18 protein-coding genes are annotated in these 20,270 nt (G+C 40.3%); 6 read left to right on the top strand and 12 right to left on the bottom strand.

From position 1 onward, the window contains the following. Window positions 1-60: 60 nt before the first annotated feature. On the top strand, window positions 61-795 hold the full coding sequence (locus NXS00_RS12265; RefSeq protein ID WP_258099498.1) for a DUF6503 family protein: 735 nt from the start codon (window positions 61-63) through the stop codon (window positions 793-795). On the opposite strand, the gene NXS00_RS12260 is transcribed toward NXS00_RS12265, so the two are convergent. From NXS00_RS12260 to NXS00_RS12240, 5 genes are all read right to left on the bottom strand, one after another. Beyond that, window positions 796-1,908 carry a prolipoprotein diacylglyceryl transferase gene (locus NXS00_RS12260; RefSeq protein WP_258099497.1) on the bottom strand — a complete coding sequence of 371 codons (1,113 nt, stop codon included), beginning with the start codon at window positions 1,906-1,908 and terminating at the stop codon, window positions 796-798. Window positions 1,909-1,911: 3 nt separating this feature from the next. After that, window positions 1,912-3,369, bottom strand: coding sequence for a TrkH family potassium uptake protein (locus NXS00_RS12255; RefSeq protein ID WP_258099496.1), 1,458 nt, complete (start codon window positions 3,367-3,369; stop codon window positions 1,912-1,914). Window position 3,370: 1 nt separating this feature from the next. After that, window positions 3,371-4,711, bottom strand: coding sequence for a Trk system potassium transporter TrkA (trkA, locus tag NXS00_RS12250; protein WP_258099495.1), 1,341 nt, complete (start codon window positions 4,709-4,711; stop codon window positions 3,371-3,373). A gap of 118 nt (window positions 4,712-4,829) precedes the next feature. Then, window positions 4,830-6,188, bottom strand: a complete 1,359-nt coding sequence (locus tag NXS00_RS12245; protein WP_258099494.1) for an alanine/glycine:cation symporter family protein — start codon at window positions 6,186-6,188, stop codon at window positions 4,830-4,832. Continuing rightward, the gene (locus NXS00_RS12240) at window positions 6,185-6,883 is read right to left on the bottom strand and encodes an arylesterase (protein WP_258099493.1); all 699 of its coding nucleotides are present in this window, start codon (window positions 6,881-6,883) and stop codon (window positions 6,185-6,187) included. The genes NXS00_RS12245 and NXS00_RS12240 overlap by 4 nt, the downstream gene beginning before the upstream one ends. Window positions 6,884-7,114: 231 nt before the next feature. Here NXS00_RS12240 and NXS00_RS12235 point away from each other — a divergent pair, with 231 nt between their 5' ends. Both NXS00_RS12235 and NXS00_RS12230 read left to right on the top strand, forming a co-directional pair. Further along, a complete protein-coding gene (locus NXS00_RS12235; protein WP_258099492.1) occupies window positions 7,115-7,783 on the top strand; it encodes an ABC transporter ATP-binding protein in 669 nt (222 codons plus the stop codon). 62 nt (window positions 7,784-7,845) lie between these two features. Then, window positions 7,846-10,404 carry an ABC transporter permease gene (locus NXS00_RS12230; protein WP_258099491.1) on the top strand — a complete coding sequence of 853 codons (2,559 nt, stop codon included), beginning with the start codon at window positions 7,846-7,848 and terminating at the stop codon, window positions 10,402-10,404. Here the strand turns inward: NXS00_RS12230 and NXS00_RS12225 are convergent. Continuing rightward, a complete protein-coding gene (locus NXS00_RS12225) occupies window positions 10,401-10,673 on the bottom strand; it encodes a hypothetical protein (RefSeq protein WP_258099490.1) in 273 nt (90 codons plus the stop codon). The genes NXS00_RS12230 and NXS00_RS12225 overlap by 4 nt on opposite strands. Before the next feature lie 136 nt (window positions 10,674-10,809). On the opposite strand from NXS00_RS12225, the gene NXS00_RS12220 reads away from it, so the two are divergent. The 3 genes from NXS00_RS12220 to NXS00_RS12210 all read left to right on the top strand — a co-directional run bounded on the left by NXS00_RS12220 (window position 10,810) and on the right by NXS00_RS12210 (window position 13,314). Next, window positions 10,810-11,946: an outer membrane protein assembly factor BamD gene (locus NXS00_RS12220; RefSeq protein ID WP_258099489.1), complete on the top strand. Its 1,137-nt coding sequence runs from the start codon at window positions 10,810-10,812 to the stop codon at window positions 11,944-11,946. Window positions 11,947-12,109: 163 nt separating this feature from the next. Then, a complete protein-coding gene (locus NXS00_RS12215) occupies window positions 12,110-12,760 on the top strand; it encodes a hypothetical protein (protein WP_258099488.1) in 651 nt (216 codons plus the stop codon). Then, window positions 12,760-13,314, top strand: coding sequence for a hypothetical protein (locus tag NXS00_RS12210; RefSeq protein WP_258099487.1), 555 nt, complete (start codon window positions 12,760-12,762; stop codon window positions 13,312-13,314). The genes NXS00_RS12215 and NXS00_RS12210 overlap by 1 nt, the downstream gene beginning before the upstream one ends. Here the strand turns inward: NXS00_RS12210 and NXS00_RS12205 are convergent, their stop codons facing one another. The 6 genes from NXS00_RS12205 to rnr all read right to left on the bottom strand — a co-directional run bounded on the left by NXS00_RS12205 (window position 13,315) and on the right by rnr (window position 20,269). Next, window positions 13,315-13,533, bottom strand: coding sequence for a hypothetical protein (locus NXS00_RS12205; protein WP_258099486.1), 219 nt, complete (start codon window positions 13,531-13,533; stop codon window positions 13,315-13,317). It lies immediately after the preceding gene. A 525-nt stretch (window positions 13,534-14,058) separates the two neighbouring features. Then, window positions 14,059-15,732 carry a glutamine--tRNA ligase/YqeY domain fusion protein gene (locus NXS00_RS12200; RefSeq protein WP_258099485.1) on the bottom strand — a complete coding sequence of 558 codons (1,674 nt, stop codon included), beginning with the start codon at window positions 15,730-15,732 and terminating at the stop codon, window positions 14,059-14,061. Window positions 15,733-15,985: 253 nt separating this feature from the next. Beyond that, complete coding sequence (locus NXS00_RS12195) at window positions 15,986-16,456, bottom strand: cytidine deaminase (RefSeq protein ID WP_258099484.1); 471 nt, start codon at window positions 16,454-16,456, stop codon at window positions 15,986-15,988. A gap of 52 nt (window positions 16,457-16,508) precedes the next feature. Beyond that, window positions 16,509-17,129, bottom strand: a complete 621-nt coding sequence (locus tag NXS00_RS12190) for a rhomboid family intramembrane serine protease (RefSeq protein WP_258099483.1) — start codon at window positions 17,127-17,129, stop codon at window positions 16,509-16,511. Next, complete coding sequence (locus tag NXS00_RS12185; protein WP_258099482.1) at window positions 17,130-18,104, bottom strand: polyprenyl synthetase family protein; 975 nt, start codon at window positions 18,102-18,104, stop codon at window positions 17,130-17,132. Beyond that, window positions 18,101-20,269 carry a ribonuclease R gene (rnr, locus tag NXS00_RS12180; protein WP_258099481.1) on the bottom strand — a complete coding sequence of 723 codons (2,169 nt, stop codon included), beginning with the start codon at window positions 20,267-20,269 and terminating at the stop codon, window positions 18,101-18,103. Before rnr ends, NXS00_RS12185 begins: the two co-directional genes overlap by 4 nt. Window position 20,270: the final 1 nt, after the last annotated feature.

Here is a 20,270-nt window from a genome sequence, read left to right as displayed (position 1 = left end):
GTTAATCTCAACTTTATATAATTTGTGTAACGACACATAAATTCTTTCGTATAGGGTGACATGCAGAAGTTAACAGTGATTTTGATGGTCCTTTCCTTGGCCTCATGTCAATATAGTGCTGAGCAAGCACAACAAGTGGTAGATCAAGCCATTGCCGCACATGGACAGACGAAACTGGATCAGGTTAAAATCTCATTCGATTTCAGAGACAAAAGGTATTCAGCTTATCGGACTCCTGAAAAGTATGTGTATACAAGGCTTTTTGTAGACTCCTTGGAGTTAGTAGAAGATGTGCTCGTTAATAGCTCCAAATTTACTCGTCTGATAAATGGTGACACAACGGAGGTTATTGACAGTATGGCGACGAAATACAGTAATTCGGTTAATTCAGTACTGTACTTTGTTCAGTTGCCATATTTATTAAATGATCCTGCAGTCATCAAATCATATGAAGGAACTCAACGAATTGAGGGAGCTGAGTATGATGTGATTAAAGTACAGTTCAGAGCAGGAGATGGTGGAGCAGATTTCACAGACGAATACCGCTACTGGTTCAATCAACAAACCTCGATGCTGGACTATCTTGCTTATAATTACCAGACGAACGGTGGTGGTGTAAGATTCAGAGAGGCTTACAATCGATCAGATAGAATGGGTATAACCTTTCAGGACTATATCAACTATGAAGTGCCTATTGGTACCTCACTTGGTGATATTCCTTCACTATTTGAAAAAGGTCAGTTGAAAGAACTGTCCAGAATAATCAATGAAGATATTAAGGTGACCAAAAGGTAATTACCTTGGGTCACCACTCATTGTTTTCTTTCCGCTATTCAAAAACAGAATTAGCATCACCACTCCGGATAGAGCAGCAGGTATACTTAAGATCTGTCCCATATTAAGCACAAGGTTCTCTTCGAAAGCTTCTTGATTCATTTTGAAGAACTCATCCATGAAGCGCGCTGACCAAAGGATGATCATGAAAACTGCGAAGTTGAAGCCTTGTGGTAATTTGAAGCGTTTAACTTTCCAGATCCACATAGTTAGTGCCATTAAAATAAGGCAGTAGAATGCCTCATATAGTTGAGCTACATGTCTAGAAATACCTAGTCCATAAATTTCAGCGACTGCTCTTCCATCTTCCTCATAAAACTTGTAGGCCAAAGGCTGGTCTTTGCCAAAGTCAATATGTTGCACTACCTCAGTATACCTTAGTAGAGCACTTCTCAGGTTATTTTCAAAAAAGTCTTTGTCTTCGGCTCCAAGTTGCACTCCTCTGTTATAGGTAATCTTGGCCGTAATTGGATGAAGCCCTGGTTCAGAGCTTTGCATATCTCCTCCTTTTAAAAATGTGACGTCATCTACCTTACGATCATCATATCTTAAAAGGTCCTCAGTGTAGCGTGCATAAACCACTCCCATATTGGAGTTGGTCATGGTACCTTCCATTTCACTGTTGAAGAAGTTTCCAGTACGGATCATCGCACCAGTTAACGCAGCAACAATCACTAAGCGGTCAAGCATCCAAAGCATTGGGTACTGAGGATATCGCTTACTGAAAATATAGATTGCGACTATCATTCCAATGGCACCACCATGCGAAGCGAGTCCACCTTCCCAAACTTTGAATATTTCAACTGGATTGGAGAGGTAATATCCTGGATTATAGAATAGACAATGGCCTAATCTGGCGCCTACAATCACGGCAATAACCATGTAGACGGTGAGTTTTTCTACGTCTTTTTCCGGTCTGTTTTCACTTCTAAATACCCAAAACATCACCTGCTGTGAAAGGATAAAGCCACCTGCGAAAAGCAGGCCATACCAACGCACAGGATGATCTATTCCGGGAATCACAAAGATGTTAGGGTCCGGACTCCAGATAAGGAAATTAAGAATAAATTCCATTGATTAATGTGTTTTCCAAAAGTAAGGTGTGAACAACATCAGCACCGTAAACAACTCCAGTCTACCCAGGAGCATTAAGAATGACAGAAGCCATTTGCCTGGAGCAGATATTCCGGCAAAGTTATCAACAGGTCCCACTTCTCCAATACCCGGACCGATATTTCCTAGACAAGTTGCCACGGAACCAATCGCAGTATCAAAATCATGACCAAATACTCCCATCAACATAGACCCGAATGCAAAAATGAAGATGTAGATCATGATGAAAGCAAGAATGTTGTAGGTAATCTCTCTGGAAACCGCTTTGCCATTGAATCTAACGGGGATTACCGCATTAGGATGCAACTGGCGTTTAATTTCCAGGATACTATTTTTAATCAGAATTAAATGTCTTACAATTTTTACTCCGCCTGCTGTAGATCCGGCACTTGCACCGAAGAACATCATGAAGAAAAAGAGGGCGGTAATGAATGGCGCCCAACTGGTATAATCAGCGGTAATATATCCCGTAGTGGTCACTACTGATACCACCTGGAAAAGCGCATCACGAATGGACTTTTCAAAACTTTCATTACCAACAGAGAAGATCACCAACCCAACGATAATACTAGCGACAATGCTGAATCCTGCATACGTTCTAAATTCTTCGTTGCTAAGTACTTTCTTAAAGTCCTTGTGCAATGCGAAATAGGTCATCGTAAAGTTTGTTCCAGCAAGGAACATGAAAATGATGATGACATATTGGATGTACGGCGACGTGTAATAGGCAATACTGGCATTTTTAGTGGAGAAACCACCCGTAGCCATGGTTGTCAAACTGTGGTTAATGGCATCGTAAAATGTCATTCCACCCACCCATAATAAGATCGTTTCTACAAAAGTCAATCCAAGGTAAATTAACCAAAGACGCTTGGCCGTTTCTTTAATTCTTGGCTGAAGTTTATCTGGCGAAATACCTGGTGCTTCCGCTACAAAAAGCTGCATTCCTCCAATTCCCAAAATGGGTAAAATAGCTACCGTCAATACGATAATTCCCATTCCTCCAATCCATTGGGTCAAACTTCTCCAGAAAAGAATCCCTTTGTTGACGGATTCTATATCTGTAAGAATGGTCGCTCCAGTGGTAGAAAAACCACTTAATGTTTCAAAGAATGCGTCTGTTAGATTTGGGATGGATCCACTTAGTAGATAGGGGATTGATCCAAAAAATGACATGAAAAGCCACCCAAAGGTCACAACAATGTATCCATCACGCTTTTTGATTTCTTTGTTGAGGTTCTTTCGGGAGAAAAAGAACATTCCACTACCAACTGATCCGGTAATGAGCGCAGATCCTAGTATCGGCCAGATGTCTCCTTCTTGAAAATATAAACTGAACGGAATGCAGGTCAACATAAAAGCCCCGTTGAGCATCAACAAGGTTCCAAGAATATTGACGATTACGCGATAATTAAAAAGCATATTAGTTGAAGAAACCCTCCACCTTATGGATGCATTCCGGTTTAGATAGTACTACCACTCGATCTTTTGGTTGGAAATTGAAGCTTCCTCTTACGGTATAGCCTACTCCTTTACGAATCACACCACCGATGATGGCTGTTCTTGGAAAGTCTAGATTTCTTAATTCGTGTTGCAAAATTTTAGAGTCAGGTTGCACCTCAAATTCCAGGATTTCGGCATCCACACCATGAATACTGGTGATGTTCAATACCTGTCCTTTTCGAATATACCTGAAAATAAAGTTCGCAGCAATTAGTTTTTTATTGATCAATGTATCCACTCCAATATTTTGAGATAAGTGGATGTAATCGATATTCTCTACAGCTGCAATGGTTTTTTTAACACCATTGTTCTTTGCTACAAGGCAGGAAATAATGTTGGTTTCTGAATTACCTGTCACGGCAATTACGGCATCCATTCTATCAATACCCTCCTCTTTCAGAAGATCAATATCTCTACCATCACCATTGATAATCATGGTGTCGGTTAATTCATCAGCTAACGTAAAACACTTGTCTTTGTCCTGTTCGATTAGCTTGATGTTGTATTTCTTGCTCAGCTGTTTAGCTGTGTTGATTCCTACTTTACTTCCTCCTAAGATCATTACATTTTTGATCTCTATGCGCTCTTTTCCAGCAAGAGACATTACTCGATCGATACCACTAGGTTCTGTAATGAAATATGCGTGATCGTTTAGCTGAAAATTATTATCTCCATGAGGAATGATTGTCTGGCTTTCGCGCAAGATGGCCACCGTAGTGAAATCATGATCTGGATTGAGATAGGCAGTCTCAGTTAGCGACTTGTCTTTCAATTCAGAATTTTCATCTACTGTAATACCTACAAGAGACAACATCCCCTTCTCAAATTCAAAGGTATCCGTTAGTGCAGATTGTTTCAACAATCGCTTAATCTCGCGTGCTGCCAGAGACTCTGGTGAAATGATTTCATCAATTCCCAGATTCTTCAAATCACACTTGTCTTTTTGATGTAAAAACTCTGTGTTGGAAATTCTCGCGACAGTTCTTTTGGCACCTAAGTTCTTTCCAATAATGGCTGTTGTTAGGTTTGTTTCTTCAATAGAAGTTACCGCTATCAACAAGTCCGCTTTGGAAACGTTGGCCTCTTCGAGTATCGTGATGGAAGTACTACTTCCTTTGATAGTATGAACGTCCAGGTGATTGGATGCGTGCTCCAGAACTGCAGCGTCTTGATCAATCAGGATGATGTCTTGCTCTTCAAAGGCCAATAGTTTAGCCAAATGGAAACCTAAATCCCCTGCACCTGCGATGATAATTCTCATAGCTATTCCTTATTGGAGGTAAATATAAGACAAACTAATGCTTGCGAAACAAATTGGTAGTTCATTTCGATGAGTCATTTAGTAGTAACGGTAGATGGTAACGAACATTTGATTGATATCATTCTCTTACGTTGCCAAAATATTCCTTTGATGCTTTAACAACTTTGGGAGCCAAAAAGATCGCTCCTATCATTGTAGGGATTGACATCAAGCCATAAGCCACAAAAACAATGTTGACAACAACACTAAGACTAGCCACTGAGCCTACAATAATCAAAGCTATATACCAGTAGTTAAATAGTTTCCCATATTTGGCACCAATAAGGAATGACAGACATTTCTGACCATAGTAAGCCAGACCAAATACAGTAGTAATGGCGAATATGATTACACAGATTAAGAGGATAAATGGACCTACTCCAGGTAAGCTTTTCGCAAAAGCACTAGATGTTAGTAAGATTCCGTTTGCTTCTCCAGAACTCCATACGTCAGTGATGATGATACACAGACCGGTCATGGTACAAATAAGGAGTGTATCTATGGCAGGGCCAAGCATGGCTACCAAACCTTCTCGTACTGGTTCTTTTGTTTTTGCCGCTCCGTGCATCATAGGTGCAGTACCAATTCCAGCTTCGTTGGAGAATGCTGCTCTTTTGGCTCCTTCGATCACGATCATACCAAAAGCTCCTCCTAAGGCAGCTTTTGCTGAGAATGCATCTTCAAAAATGAAGATGAATGAAGGGATGATTTCAGAATAGTTGATCAATAGGATGATTACTACACTTGCCGTGTAAAGAATCACCATAGCTGGAACCAGCTTTGATGCCACATTCCCGATTCGTTTTATGCCTCCTAAAATTACTGCAGCAACCAATATGGCAATCACCAAACCTACAGTGAGGTCGGTGAAAAACTGATCTTTGAAAGCCAGACCGTATGGTTCTAAAAAGGTGTCTCGAATAACAACAACCATTTGATTAGCTTGAAACACTGGAGTTGCTCCAAAGAAGCCAACTACTGAAAAGAAGATAGCAAGCGGCATCCAATTCTTGCCAAGACCTTCGCGGATATAATACATCGGTCCACCTTGTAGCTCACCTTCTGAATCTTTACCACGGTACATCACGGATAATGTACAAGTGAAAAATTTGGTAGCCATGCCAAAGAAGGCACTTACCCACATCCAGAAAATAGCTCCGGGGCCGCCAGCGAATATTGCTAAAGCAACCCCACTGATATTACCCATCCCAATGGTTGCGGCTAATGCTCCGGATAACGCCTGAAAGTGATTGATGTCTCCAGGATCATCCGGATCATCGTATTTTCCACGAAGTACGTTGATGGCATGTCCAAAATATCTAAATGGTAAAAAACGAGAATAGATCATGAAGAACAGCCCACCGCCTAACAGCAAAATGAGCAAAGGCATTCCCCAGATAAAATCAGAGGCTGTAGAGAAGAATTCTTCTAAAGTCATGAAGTCGGTTCTTTATCTAGTAATGGTTTTAAGATTGGCCAAACATTATCAGCAACAATTTGATGGCCTTCTGGTGTAGGATGTATGCCATCGTTGAGGTTTAACTCTGAGATTCCTGCGACATTGTTCAGTAAGAATGGTATCAGTTCGGTATGCTCTTCTGAGGCAAGTTCTTTGAACAAGTTTCTGAACTTAGTGGTATAGTCATTGCCAAGGTTTGGAGGAACTTCCATTCCGGCAAGGATTACTTTTACATCTGGGTTTGCTTCTCGTACTTTAGCAATGATCCCTGCTAGATTTTTCTTAGTTTTATCCAGATCAAGTCCTCTCAAGCCATCATTGGCGCCAAGTTCTAGGACAAATATTTCAGGAATTGTTTGAAGGACCCATTCAATGCGATTCAATCCTGCAGCCGTGGTTTCTCCACTCAATCCGGCATTGATCACGCGGTAGTTGTAACCAAGAGAATCCAATCTGTCTTGAATTAATGCTGGAAAAGCTTCTTTTACTTCTAGCTGATACCCTGCTGTGATACTGTTTCCAAAAAAGAGAATAACTGGTGCATCATTTTCTTTTGTTGGTTCTTCAACAGTTTGTGTTACTTCTGGAGTCTCTTTTTGCTGTTTTTGAGCATTATTACAAGACCAAAAAGTAACAGTTGAGAGCAACAAAAAACATATTGTATATCTTACCATACGGTAGTGTCTAAGATCCTAAATGTCAGATTTGATTAAGGTCAAGTCTCGAAATTAAGCCAAAAATCATTAGATAACGAAATTTGCTTTTTGACTAATTATCCAATTTTCACCATGACGTTGGTTTTCAGTGATTCAATTCAACTAGAATCTTAATATTTTGTTAATGACTGGTGGATTCATAAACATGATCTTGTTCTTTCCGTTTTAACTGTTTTAAACTCAAATTGAATGTCAGCAATACTAGAAGTTTCAGGACTTACTAAATCTTTTAAAAGTGGAGTAAGAGAAATCACTGTATTAGATAATATCTCCTTTGATCTGGAAGAAGGAAAAAGCATGTCCATTATTGGGCCATCTGGAAGTGGTAAAACGACGCTTCTAGGCCTATGTGCTGGATTGGATCGTGCTTCCCAGGGTTCTGTATCTCTAGACAATATTGTGTTGAACAAGCTTACTGAGGATGAGTTGGCTCAATTGAGAAATCAGGAAGTGGGCTTCATCTTTCAAAACTTCCAGTTAATACCTACGCTGACTGCTCTTGAAAATGTGATGGTTCCATTGGAACTAAGAGGGGAGAAAAATATCGCTGCTTTTGCTAAAGAACTTTTGAGCAGAGTCGGTTTAGGCGATCGATATGATCATTATCCCAGCCAATTGTCAGGTGGAGAACAGCAGCGTGTAGCTATAGCTCGAGCATTTGCTAACCGACCAAAAATATTGTTTGCTGATGAGCCTACTGGTAATCTGGATGAAGAAACCAGTCATTCGATTGAGGCTTTGCTTTTTGAAATAAATAAAGAACAAGGAACAACACTGGTTATTGTGACACATGATGATGCATTAGCCCATAAAACAGACCGCATTTTGAAATTGAAAGGAGGAAAAATAGTGTCGTGAAATTTTCACAAAGAGGGTGATTACTCTGACTGGGCCTAATGCACGAAACTTAAAACCTAATCATGGACAAAAGAACTTCTATTCAACCGACCAAATATTCCTTAACCTGGCCACTCAAAATGGCATGGCGCGATAGCCGTAAGAGTAAAGGCAAGCTCATGTTGTTCATTCTATCGATTTCTCTAGGAATTGCCGCGATGGTAGGCATCACAAGCTTCCGTGAAAATCTATTGCTGGAAATAGACGATCAGGCCAAGACTTTACTCGGTGCAGATGTAGAAGTGAAAGGAAATCAGCCGTTACCGGACAGTTTGCTTTTTGCATTTTATGAGCTGGCACCAGAGATGTCTCGTGAGGTCTACTTTGCGAGTATGGTATATTTCCCCAGTACTGACGGTACGCGATTAGCGCAGGTTCGGGCATTATCAGGAAAATATCCTTATTATGGTGAAATAGAGACAGTGCCAGAGGAGGCTTCGCGAGAGTTTCAAAATGGAATGTCGGCATTGGTCGATGAAAAGCTCATGATTCAATACAATGTTGAGTTGGGAGATTCGGTTAAGGTTGGTCAGCAGACGTTTAAGATTATTGGTCGTCTACAAAAGATTCCTGGACAAACAGATATTGGTGCCACCGCAGCGCCGGTGGTATATATCCCTTACAATAAGCTTGATCAAACGGATCTTTTGCAAAAAGGAAGTCGTGTAAATTATTTGAATTACTTCCAGTTCAGTGCGGATGTAGATACCACAGGCAAATGGTCCAATTTGGTTGAGTTTGCAGATAAGAAGGGTTATAGCATAGATGATATTGAAGAGCGGAAAGAAGATACGGGTCGAGCGTTTCGTGACTTAACCAACTTCCTGGAGCTAGTAGCATTCACAGCACTTCTTCTAGGTTGTATTGGAGTAGCTAGTTCCATGTACGTTTATACAAAAGAGAAAATAGGTATTGTAGCTACCCTCAGATGTCTGGGAATGAAATCTGGGCAAGCCATCAGTATTTTTTTGATACAGGTTGGGATTTTTGGTTTTATTGGTTCGGCAATAGGAGCTTTAGTCGGAGTAGGACTTCACGTCTATTTACCAATATTGGTTCGCGAATTTATACCGGTTGAGTTAGAACCGTCTTTTTCCTGGTTGGCAGTGTTGAGTGGTATCGCCATTGGAGTGGTGGTTTCAGTCCTGTTTGCATTAATCTCTCTGGTTTCTCTAAGGAAAGTTAGTCCTTTGCAAGCTATTCGGTCAGATATAGGAAATGGCAAAGTGCGAATTGATAAAGTACAGGTTCTCGTTGGGGGAATTATTTTCTTGTTCCTTTTAACGCTGGTTTACTTACAAATTGGTGATTGGGCTGATGCTGCCGTCTTTACTGTTGGTCTATTGCTGACCATTTTGATTCTAGGGTTGATAGGTAGAGGATTGGCGCTTTTGATCAAGCGTGTCATGCCTGATAGTATTCCTTATGTATGGCGTCAGGGACTATCCAACTTATATCGGCCTCACAATCAGACGTCACTTTTAGTAACGACTTTAGGACTAGGTACGGCATTTATAGGCACACTGCTCTTCATGCAGGATTTACTCGTAGATCGAGTCTCTATTACAGGTGAAAACGATCGCCCAAATACAGTCTTGTTTGATATTCAAACTCCACAAAAAGAAGAGCTAAAACAACTCACGTTGGATTATGACCTTCCGGTACTACAGGAAGTACCAATTGTGACGATGAGGCTAGAAGAAATTAACGGAATTACTAAAAGAGAAGCGCTTGCGGACACCACTGTGAATATTAGGGATTGGGTGTATGACCGAGAATATCGGGTGACCTATCGCGATAGTTTGATTGATTCTGAAAAGATAACTGAAGGATTGTGGAACGGTAATTATGAGTCAGGAGATAGCATATTCATATCCATAAGTAGTGGATTCGCTGAAAGTCTTGAATTGGAAATTGGCGATGAAATGTTATTTAATGTTCAGGGAGCCTTGGTGAAAACTTATATTGGAAGTTTCCGGGAGATTGATTGGCGAAGAGTTCAGACGAATTTCCTTGTACTTTTTCCTGAAGGCGTTTTGGAGCGAGCACCTCAATTTCACGTGCTGATCACTCGTATAAAAAATAATGAATTGTCTGCCAGGTATCAGCAAGCGGTGGTACGTAGTTATCCTAATGTATCGATAATAGATCTAGAATTGATACTAAAAACACTAGAGGATATTCTGGGTAAAATTGCTTTTGTGATCCGGTTTATGGCGTTCTTTAGCATCGGAACAGGAGTGATCATGTTGATTAGCTCTATCGTATTGAGCAGGTTTCAACGCATGCGTGAAAACGTACTGTTGAGAACTCTGGGAGCTTCTAGCACCAAACTTTGGAAGATCATCATTGCAGAGTATTTCTTTCTGGGCGGATTAGGTGCTTTGTCAGGGCTTTTAATTGCAACAATTCTAACGACGCTCTTAGGCAAGTTTGTATTTGAGTTCGTATTTATTCCGAACATCATACAGATGATTTGGGTAACTCTGGCAGTAACATCAATGACGGTTCTAATTGGTTTGATGAACAGTAGAGACGTCATCCGCCAGAGTCCACTAGAAGTGTTACGTAAAGAAATTTAATTGTCTTTGTACCACACGCGAACCAGCTGATACCAATTGGAGCTGGATTCTCCCCCTGTCCAGAGTTCAGTGTCGGTGCTCCCATCTTCATCTTTTTCGTGTATGTTGGGAAGTACCACTGTTTCTACATTGACCACTTTATACTGTGGGTTTTCGGCAATCCAGGAATTGGCATTATCCAGAACCTCCTGAAATGTTTGCATTTTTCCTGATTTGAACATTCCTCCCTTAGTTTTTTCCGGGACGAAATCTTTCGCAATTAAAGACATAGTAAAAGGCGATTAGGTTTTTTCAAAAGATGAAAATATGAAATTTTCCAATAAAAAACTAGACTAATTTAAGAGGGTAAATTTCAATTGGCATTATTTCTGGTATTGGTATCTTAGTACCATCAAACACCTAATCATGAGAAAGTCACTACAATTTATACTGATCTTGGTCGTCATAGGTAGCTTATTTGGCTGTGCCAGTGGTAAAAAAGCTCTTAAGAGGGGCGATTATGACAAAGCCGTGACTCAAGCGATCAATCGATTAAGATCTAATGAGGACTCTAAAAATGCATTGGCAACTCTGAAAAAAGGATATCGGTATGCTGTGGAGATGCATTTGAATAATATTATAAAAGCCAATTCTTCTAATGATCCAATGAAGTGGGAGGTTATTGCTGGGAATTATCAGCAGATCAACTATCTATCTGAAGAAATAATGCGTTGCCCTGGTTGCAGAGACGTAGTTCCTAATCCTGTCCAATACAGCAGTCAGCTTAATGAGGCTAAGCAGAAAGCGGCTGATGTTAGATATGATATGGGTGTGTCTGCACTCCAGTACAAGAAAAACCGTACAAAGGCCATTGAAGCACATCAACATTTTCTTGTTGTTCGAGATTATGTGCCACGATATAAAGATGTGGAGGAGAAGCTACAAGAAGCAATTTACTATGCCACCTTAAGAGTGGTGGTAGAGCCGATTCCCGCACCAACAAGAATGTTCAATTTGAAGCATGAGTTCTTTGTAAATAAGATCAATGAATATTTACATAATCAAAGAATTAACGAATACGTCAGGTTCTATACTCCTGAGGAGGCCGATGCTGAGAAACTAGATTATGTGGACCATATTATAAGAATGGAGTTTGACAGATTTACATTGGGCAATGTGTACAGTAGCAAAGACACTAGAGATGTAAGCAGAGATAGTGTGGTAATCGCGACTAGAAATGGTGAAGATATCTACGGTACAGTTAAAGCAAAATTGACGGTGCAGCAGAAAGCAATTACGGGATCTGGCTTGCTTGACTTTAAAGTCTTGGACAATGACTTGAAAAAAGTAATCACCCAGGAGAAATTTCCAAGTGAATATACCTGGTCAATTCAGTGGGCATCTTATAATGGAGATGAGCGCGCTTTGAGCGAGGAAGAATTGAAAATGGTGAATACCGTAGAAGCTTCCATACCCAATCCGCAATGGATGTTCGAAGAGTTTACCGCTCCCATATATGATCAGGTCATATCAAAGATACGTGCCTATTATAGGAATTATTAGAAATTAGAAGGGTCGCCAAATACGACCCTTTTTTATTGATTAAACGAATTTCTTCAAATACGAGATAGAAATAGTTAGCCTAAATCCTAAAACAACGAATGAGTTGTTTGCGATGAAAGTTGGTTTTGCCTAATTTGTCTAAGACAAACACCAGCTCAATTTTATGATTTTCAGGATTTTATTTACTTCGTTTTATTTTGTTGCTTGCTACACTCTATGGTCTCAATCAGGAGATCATGAAATGGTCTATACTCATGTGCCTGTAGAATCCATCAGTGGATACGGATGGGAAATAGAGGGCTACAAATTGAGATTGATCAATGATACTATTAATTGGGAGTCTGAGTTATTACAGCCATTGGATATTGATTCTGAAGGAATTCTTTTTGGCGTACTTATCCCTTCAGAGTTGGCAAGTTCTAATTTGATGTTTACCTGTACCATGGAACAGACGAAGAAGGTCAAAAAACTGCCCTGGAAGTCCGAGTACAAGATTAAGGAGCGGTCTTATGAATACGGAGGCGTTAACTTAAAGTCAATTCAGCTAGAAATTGAATCCGACCCCAATGGTGCAGAGGTCTATTTAATTCCTAATAGAGTCTGGAATCGTGATTTTGATGGACAAGAACTAGATAACAAAGAATCAGAGCTATTAAGGTTTCGGGTGAATTCAGGGTTTACGAATACACATGTTTTGATAGATCAAACGGTTTTCAGAATACTGTTTCGTATCAATGACGACTTCAAATCCATCATTCATTATACACAGCCACTTAGTGTTCAACCCTCTCAAAAAGTCTTTGTGAAATTCTGATGAAGAAGAGTGGAACCATTTTAACTGCCGCTTCTGGCACATTCGCACTTGTTCCGGGTATTGCTGTATTGATCACAGAAGTAGGCGTTCCCCCTGGCACTTCTTCGGTGATGTATGCGACGGTTATGGAGTCATTAGGAGTGCTTAGTCTACTTATTTTATGGCTCAATAAGAATAAGTTACAGCAGTTGTCAGTGAAGTCTGCAACTCGTATCACCATACTTTTAGCAGTTTCGTTTTTTGTATTCTTGATTGTATACCTACAACTCTTCGGGTTTTACGTAGTGAGCACTCCGGGGTCTGAGTCACTCTTGTTTCCACTTTGGCCCCAGGGTGAATTAGCATCAGGATTGGCGATGTATGATAGTAAAGCGGCATTAATAAGAGAATGGGGGCGAGATGATGTATTTAATGTAATCGCGGAAAGCTCCAATTTAGCTCTTCAGTGGAGTAAAATGGTGTTTTTACTAGTTTATGTCATTATGTTCACTTCATTGACTCTTAGTTTTGGAATTCTGGGAGTGTGCATTAAAGAAGAGAAAAAACAAGACTAACTATTCTTTAAACCTCCCAATCATCTTCTTGAAATATTGGCCATCCATCCTATGGTCTATTTCCCACTGATAGCCATCATTGGCCACTTTAAGTGCTTCAGAGACACGTTCGAGTTTGTATAGTATTTCGGCTTTTTGACCAATGCCGTGTGCTGATTTGGTATTTGAGAGGCTCTTGTTCGATAACTCTAGCGCGAGCTCATAGGCTTCTTGAAGCATTAAAAGATGATGAGCAGCATTGAAGTAGTCATCCGCTCCTTTAGATAAGTTGGTTCGTAACTATCTTGAATGAAAGTTTTAATTCGCTGATTTGTACGGGTCTTGATTGGGAACTTCACATGAACATTTTGCTACATAAAGTGGAGCACTGCATCATAGGGAACCACATCGAGAATCAGGGTCTGCATATAAACCGATAACTTTTCTACTAATAGGTCAAACTCTAGTATATCTTTAGAGGACTCATAATTGTATGTTCGTCAAAGTGGTGTGCCTTGATTAAGAATCACTGCTCCTTTTCTGGGATATTAAGAAGGTTGTGATATCCTGCTGGTAATTCTTGTCCGGCAATTGTCTCGGGGAAAAGAGTTTAGAGTGTTTCTTCCGTCACTGTTGCTAGATTTTGCTTAGAGTCGGAAATTCTCGTTGTGCAGAAACTAAGAATCCTCAGAATAAAAAAAGGAGAATGAAAAAATACTTCATCCTCCTTTATACTCTTATTTATGGTTACCGGTTTCGGTAACTTTATTTTCCTTGCTGTTTTTCCCAGTTGTCACGAAGAGTGATCGTTCTGTTGAAGACTAATTTGTCATCAGTAGAATCTTCATCTACTCTGAAATATCCTACACGCTCAAACTGAACAGTATCACCAATTTTAGCAGAAGCTAGTGACCCTTCTAGTACCGCTTTAGTATTTACTTCCAAAGAATCGGGGTTCAAATGATTTTTGAAATCATCGTCAATATCGTTCAGGTTTTCAGTTTTGAAGAGGCGGTCGTATAGTCTGATTTCTGCATTCACTGCATGCTTAACAGAAACCCATCCCAAAGTACCTTTCACTTTCTTTCCACTCGTGTCCTGACCACTTCTGGTTTCTGGATCGTACTCAGCATAAATGGTAGTTACTTCACCATTTTCATCCTCATCAAACCCAGTACACTTGATGATGTACGCATATTTCAAACGAACCTCTCTGTCAGGACCCAGTCTAAACCACTTTCTAGGACTTGGAGGATCCTTCATGAAGTCTGCTCTGTCTACATAGATTTCTCTACCGAACATCATATCTCTGGTGCCTGCAGATTCGTCTTCTGGATTGTTGACAGCTGTCAGCGTTTCTTCTTTATCTTCTGGCCAGTTGGTGATCACCAACTTCACTGGATCCAGGATTCCGAATACTCTATTGGTTTTCTTATTCAGGTCTTCTCTAACCGCATGCTCGAGTACAGCCACATCTGTAATGCCGTCTCTACGCGCTACACCAACCTTCTTCACGAAGTTTTTAATAGACTCAGGAGTAAAACCACGCCTTTTGATGCCGGAGATTGTTGGCATACGAGGATCGTCCCATCCAGCTACATAGTTACCTTCTACCAATTCCAAAAGCTTTCGCTTACTTACAATCGTGTAAGACAGGTTTAGTCTTGCGAACTCCGTTTGTTTAGAAGGGAATATTTCTAGTTGTTCAATAATCCATTCATATAACGGTCGATGCACTTCAAACTCTAAGGTACATAGTGAGTGAGTCACATGTTCGATACTATCGGACTGTCCGTGTGCAAAATCGTATGAAGGATAGATGCACCAATCATTTCCAGTACGGTGATGCTCCACATGCTTGATTCTGTAAAGAACAGGGTCTCTCATGTGCATGTTAGGTGACGACATATCAATCTTAGCTCGAAGTACTTTCTCACCATTCTGATATTTGCCATCTTTCATTTCAGCAAAGAGTTGCAAATTCTCTTCTACTGATCTCGATCTAAATGGACTTTCCTTTCCAGGAACTGTTGGTGTTCCTTTGATTTCATTCCATTCTTCTTTGCTCAAATCATCTACGTAGGCTTTGCCGTCTTTGATTAATTGCACAGCGAAAGCATACAACTGTGGGAAATAGTCTGAGGCATAGAATTCACCATCCCAGTCAAAGCCTAGCCATTTTACGTTACTCTTGATAGAGTCTACGTACTCTACATCTTCTTTCTCTGGGTTGGTGTCGTCAAAACGAAGATTACACTTCCCATTGAATTTCTCAGCCAGACCAAAGTTCAGGTGAATGGACTTGGCATGACCGATGTGTAGATAACCGTTAGGTTCTGGAGGAAAACGCGTCTGAATGGCCTGGTGTTTACCACTCTTCAGGTCATTTTCGATCATTTGTTCAATGAAATTCAGCGATTCTCTCTTTTCGTTTTCCATGGTTTTGAAAAATTTGTGGCAAAGTAAATAGTTTCCGCAGACAAAAGGGAGTGTTTGATGCAGCTTTCAGTGGTAGACACAAAAAAACGGAGTATAGAAAGCTATACTCCGTTCTGAAACATATTTTTTACATGTGACCCTTTCAGGTCTGATATAAAGAGGATTCTACTCCGACTGAGTAGACTGCTTTATTAACGCTGCAAGTTGGGGTAGGGATGTTAACTATGTGTTAATAAACCTTAAATGAATCATTTTAATTGAGTGATCGGGAATAAAACGAGAACGGAAGCAGATTTCTTACGTCATCAAGAACCACATAATTGCCATTATGGTCTCCCATGATGATCCGAATACGAGTTTCTTGCTCATTGGCGTATTCCATCATCACCTGACGGCAATTGCCACATGAAAAGGCATCGGCAGCATTCCCTTTTTGATTTCTTGCTACGATGGCAATCAATCTGACAGGTTGCTTAGTCTGGCTTTTGGCAGCAAATAATGCAACTCGCTCAGCACATAAGCCTGATGGGTAGGCTGCATTTTCCTGATTATTGCCAGTGACAATACTTCCATCTTCCAATAATACAGCACTTCCTACATGAAAATTGGAATAAGGTGCATGAGCTCCGTCAAGAGCCGCTATTGCTTTATCAATTAAAGATTGTTCCTCTTTAGTTAATTCTTCTTTGGATGCTGTTTGATAGGTTATCTGAATTTTTTCCATTTAGTCTGCTTAACTGGGACTTTGTATACGGGGTGAGTCCCAAATAGGTTAATTAAAAAATGCTGTAATTGCTGATTTGTCGAACGAATTCCATTGCGGATGGAGGATAAACAGCAATGCCAAAGATCACGCCGTATAAAGCTCCAAATAGATGTGCTTCATGGTTAATGTTGTCACTCATGTTTTTGCCCTGGAAGTAAGAGTAGATTACATAAACGACTCCCAAAATAAACCCTGGGATACAAAGTAGTCCATAAAGACAAATGTCATTGAGGGGAAAATATAAAATGCTGGCAAACACCATAGCTGATACAGCACCGGAAGCTCCAAGGCTGTTGTAGTTGATTTGATCTTTCTTTTTCCATGCTCCAGGTAAGTCTGAAATAATAATTGCAGAAATATAGAATAGCACATAAATAACCATTCCCATCTCACCCATTAGTTCTGTAAAAACTTGCTCTACCACTCTTCCGAAGAAATAGAAAGTGAACATGTTGAATCCCAGGTGAATAAAACTTCCATGGATAAATCCTGATGAAATCAAACGCCAGAACTCTTTGCGATGAAAAACCATATAGGGGTTCATCATCCATTTCTGAAGCATTACAGGATTATTGAGTGCTCTTAAGCTGATTAAAACTGTTAGAGCGATGATAACTAAGGTTACTGACATTTATTTTTCTCTTTTCATTAACTGCATGGCTAAACCTTTCAGCATAGCCTTGCCTTCTTCACGGGAGTCTAACGATTCTAATAAATCAAAAGACTCATCAAAATAACGGTTCATCAACTCAGTGGTGAGCTCTTTGATGCCGATTTCGTCATATATGGCAGTTACTGCCTGTACTTTTTCGGCAGAGTCGAATTCTTCCTTACCAATCCAGTTATCTAATGCTTGTTTTTGTTCAGCATTAGCAAGTTCGAGTGCTTTGATTAGTAAGAATGTCTTTTTGTTGGAAATGATATCTCCACCTACTTGTTTGCCAAACTTGCTTTGATCAGCATATACATCGAGGAGGTCATCCATTAGCTGGAATCCGATACCCATTTTCACACCGATTTTATAAAGCTGTTTCCGGCTGGTTTCCGACATACCACCCATCAAGGCTCCAAACTCTAAACTGAACCCAAGCAGAACTGCGGTTTTCAAACGAATCATGTTGATATAGGCATCGATAGATACCGCATCTTCAGATTCGAAATTCATATCAATCTGTTGACCTTCACAAACCTCTACCGAACATTTATTGAAAAGTTTAATGGCTTCTGGGAGTAATTCGGGTTTTACACCTAAAAGAAGATCATAAGCTTTTACCAGCATGGTATCTCCACTTAGTATGGCTACAGTACTGTTCCATTTTTCGTGAACTGTTGGCATACCTCTTCTCAGTGGAGCTTCATCCATGATGTCATCGTGCATCAAGGTAAAGTTGTGAAAGACCTCAACTGTGAGAGCTTCTCTAATGATCGATTGAGGATCATTTTTCATCATTTGGTAGCCTAGGAGCACCAAAAGAGGGCGCATTCTTTTGCCACCAAGTGATAAAATGTAAGAGATTGGCTCGTAAAGTTCTTTAGGGTTATCACCAAACTGGAGTTTGTCTATTTCTTCTCCAATCAGTTGTTGCAGTGATTTGATGTCGGTCATTCTTCGATGTTCACAAGGTCTAAATCAATCGTTCTTCGATCGATATCAGTCTTAACTACTTTAACAGTTAATTTGTCACCAAGAGTGATGATTCTTTTATTGCGCTTGCCAATGATTCGATAGTTTTTCTCATCAAACTCGTAGAAGTCATCAGTCAAATCCGCCAGACGAACCATTCCTTCACATTTGGTTTCGGTGATTTCGACAAAAATACCCCACTCAGTGACACCAGAAACAATTCCTTCAAAATCTTCTCCAAGCATGCTTTGCATGAACTCAACTTGCTTGTATTTGATGGATGCTCTTTCAGCATCAGCAGCATTCTTTTCACGCTCTGACGAGTGCACACATTTTTTTTCCTCTGGCTCCACTTCCACAGGCTTACCATCATTGAGATAATGCCAAAGTAATCTGTGAACCATCACATCCGGATACCTTCGGATGGGTGAAGTGAAGTGTGTATAATGTTCAAATGCTAGACCAAAGTGTGGTTTTGGATCGGTAGTGTATTTCGCTTTCGCCATAGAGCGAATAGCCAGCGATTCCAGAACATTCTGCTCTGGTTTTCCTTCTACTTCACCTAGCAGTTTATTTAAACTGCTGGAGATGTTTCCTCCCGCATTCATTTTGTGTCCAAACTTCGCTGCAAACTTTGCAAAGCCATCCAATTTCTCTGGATCCGGATCATCGTGAGTTCTATAGACGAAGGTATACTTGCCATTTTCTCCTCGACCCCATTTGTAGATATGGGTAGCTACTTCACGGTTGGCAAGGAGCATAAATTCTTCAATCATCTTGTGAGCGTCTTTTCTCACTTTCGGAATCACCGCAATTGGTTTGCCTTTTTCATCCAACTTGAATTTGACTTCAGTGGTCTCAAAGTTTACTGCTCCATTTTTAAAGCGCTTATCCTTTAGCTTGTGAGCAATACCATTTAGCAGTTGAATTTCCTCTGCATAGTCACCCTCACCAGACTCTATTCGCTCTTGAGCTTCCTCATAAGTGAATCGTCTATCTGAGTGAATGATGGTTCTTCCAAACCATTTCTTTTTCACCTTGCCTTCCGTGTCCATGACGAAAGAAGCAGAAAAGGTCAGCTTGTCTTCGTTAGGTCTAAGTGAACAAAGACCATTGGACAACTTCTCGGGAAGCATCGGGATAGTTCTATCTACCAAATAAACAGAAGTAGCTCGCTGTAGCGCTTCTTTTTCAAGAATTGATTTTGGTTTTACATAATGAGATACATCTGCAATGTGCACGCCAATTTCATAATCACCATTATCCAGTTTTTCCACTGACAAAGCATCGTCAAAATCCTTTGCGTCTTCCGGGTCAATGGTAAATGTCGTGATGGTTCGGAAGTCTCTTCTGTAAGAGATTTCCTCTTTAGAAATCTCTACAGGGATCTTCTCCGCAGCTTCTTCCACATTTTGAGGGAACTGGAATGGTAAACCAAACTCTGCCATGATGGAGTGAATCTCAGCATCATTCTCACCAGCAGGTCCTAAGACATTAATGATTTCTCCTAGTGGACTTCTGTTCTTTTTATCATGCCACTTGGAGATTTTCACAATCACCTTGTCATTGTGCTTGGCCTTTTTGATTTTCTCAGGAAAGACCATCACATCAAAGTGAATGTTTCTATTATCGGGAACTACAAAACTGAATTTTTCAGAGACTTCAATTTTACCTACAAATTCATCTTTTGCACGCTCAACCAATTCTACCACTTTCCCTTCAGGTCGGAATCCGTCCGAGGCAGGTCGCGTGATCTGTACCTTTACGGTGTCCTGATCGATCGCATAATTGAGATCTTCAGACTTTACCCAAATGTCTTCTTCAGAATCTGGGCTAATGATATAGGCAAATCGTGAATTAACATGATCCACACGTCCAATCACTTCAGGAGCGTCATAAGAACTAACTAATCTGCCGTCCGGAGCTTTTTTGATTTTATCGTTTGATTCCATGCTGAAAAGAATGTCTTTCAGCATTTCTTTTGACTTTTTGTCTCGTAATCCTAATTTTTTGATCAACTGGCGGTAGCTGAATCGCTCGCCAAGGTGTTGCGCAAATACTCCGCGTACTCTGTCTTTTAGCAATTTTGCGTTTGCTGTATTTTTAGAAGGCCTTCCGCCTTTCTGTTTTTTTCTCTTTTTACTCATA

It is taken from the genome of Marinoscillum pacificum, assembly GCF_024714495.1.
In the GTDB taxonomy this organism is placed as follows: domain Bacteria; phylum Bacteroidota; class Bacteroidia; order Cytophagales; family Cyclobacteriaceae; genus Marinoscillum; species Marinoscillum pacificum.
The sequence above is the reverse complement of the archived record's forward strand: the minus strand, read 5'-3'. Positions and strand labels throughout refer to the sequence as shown.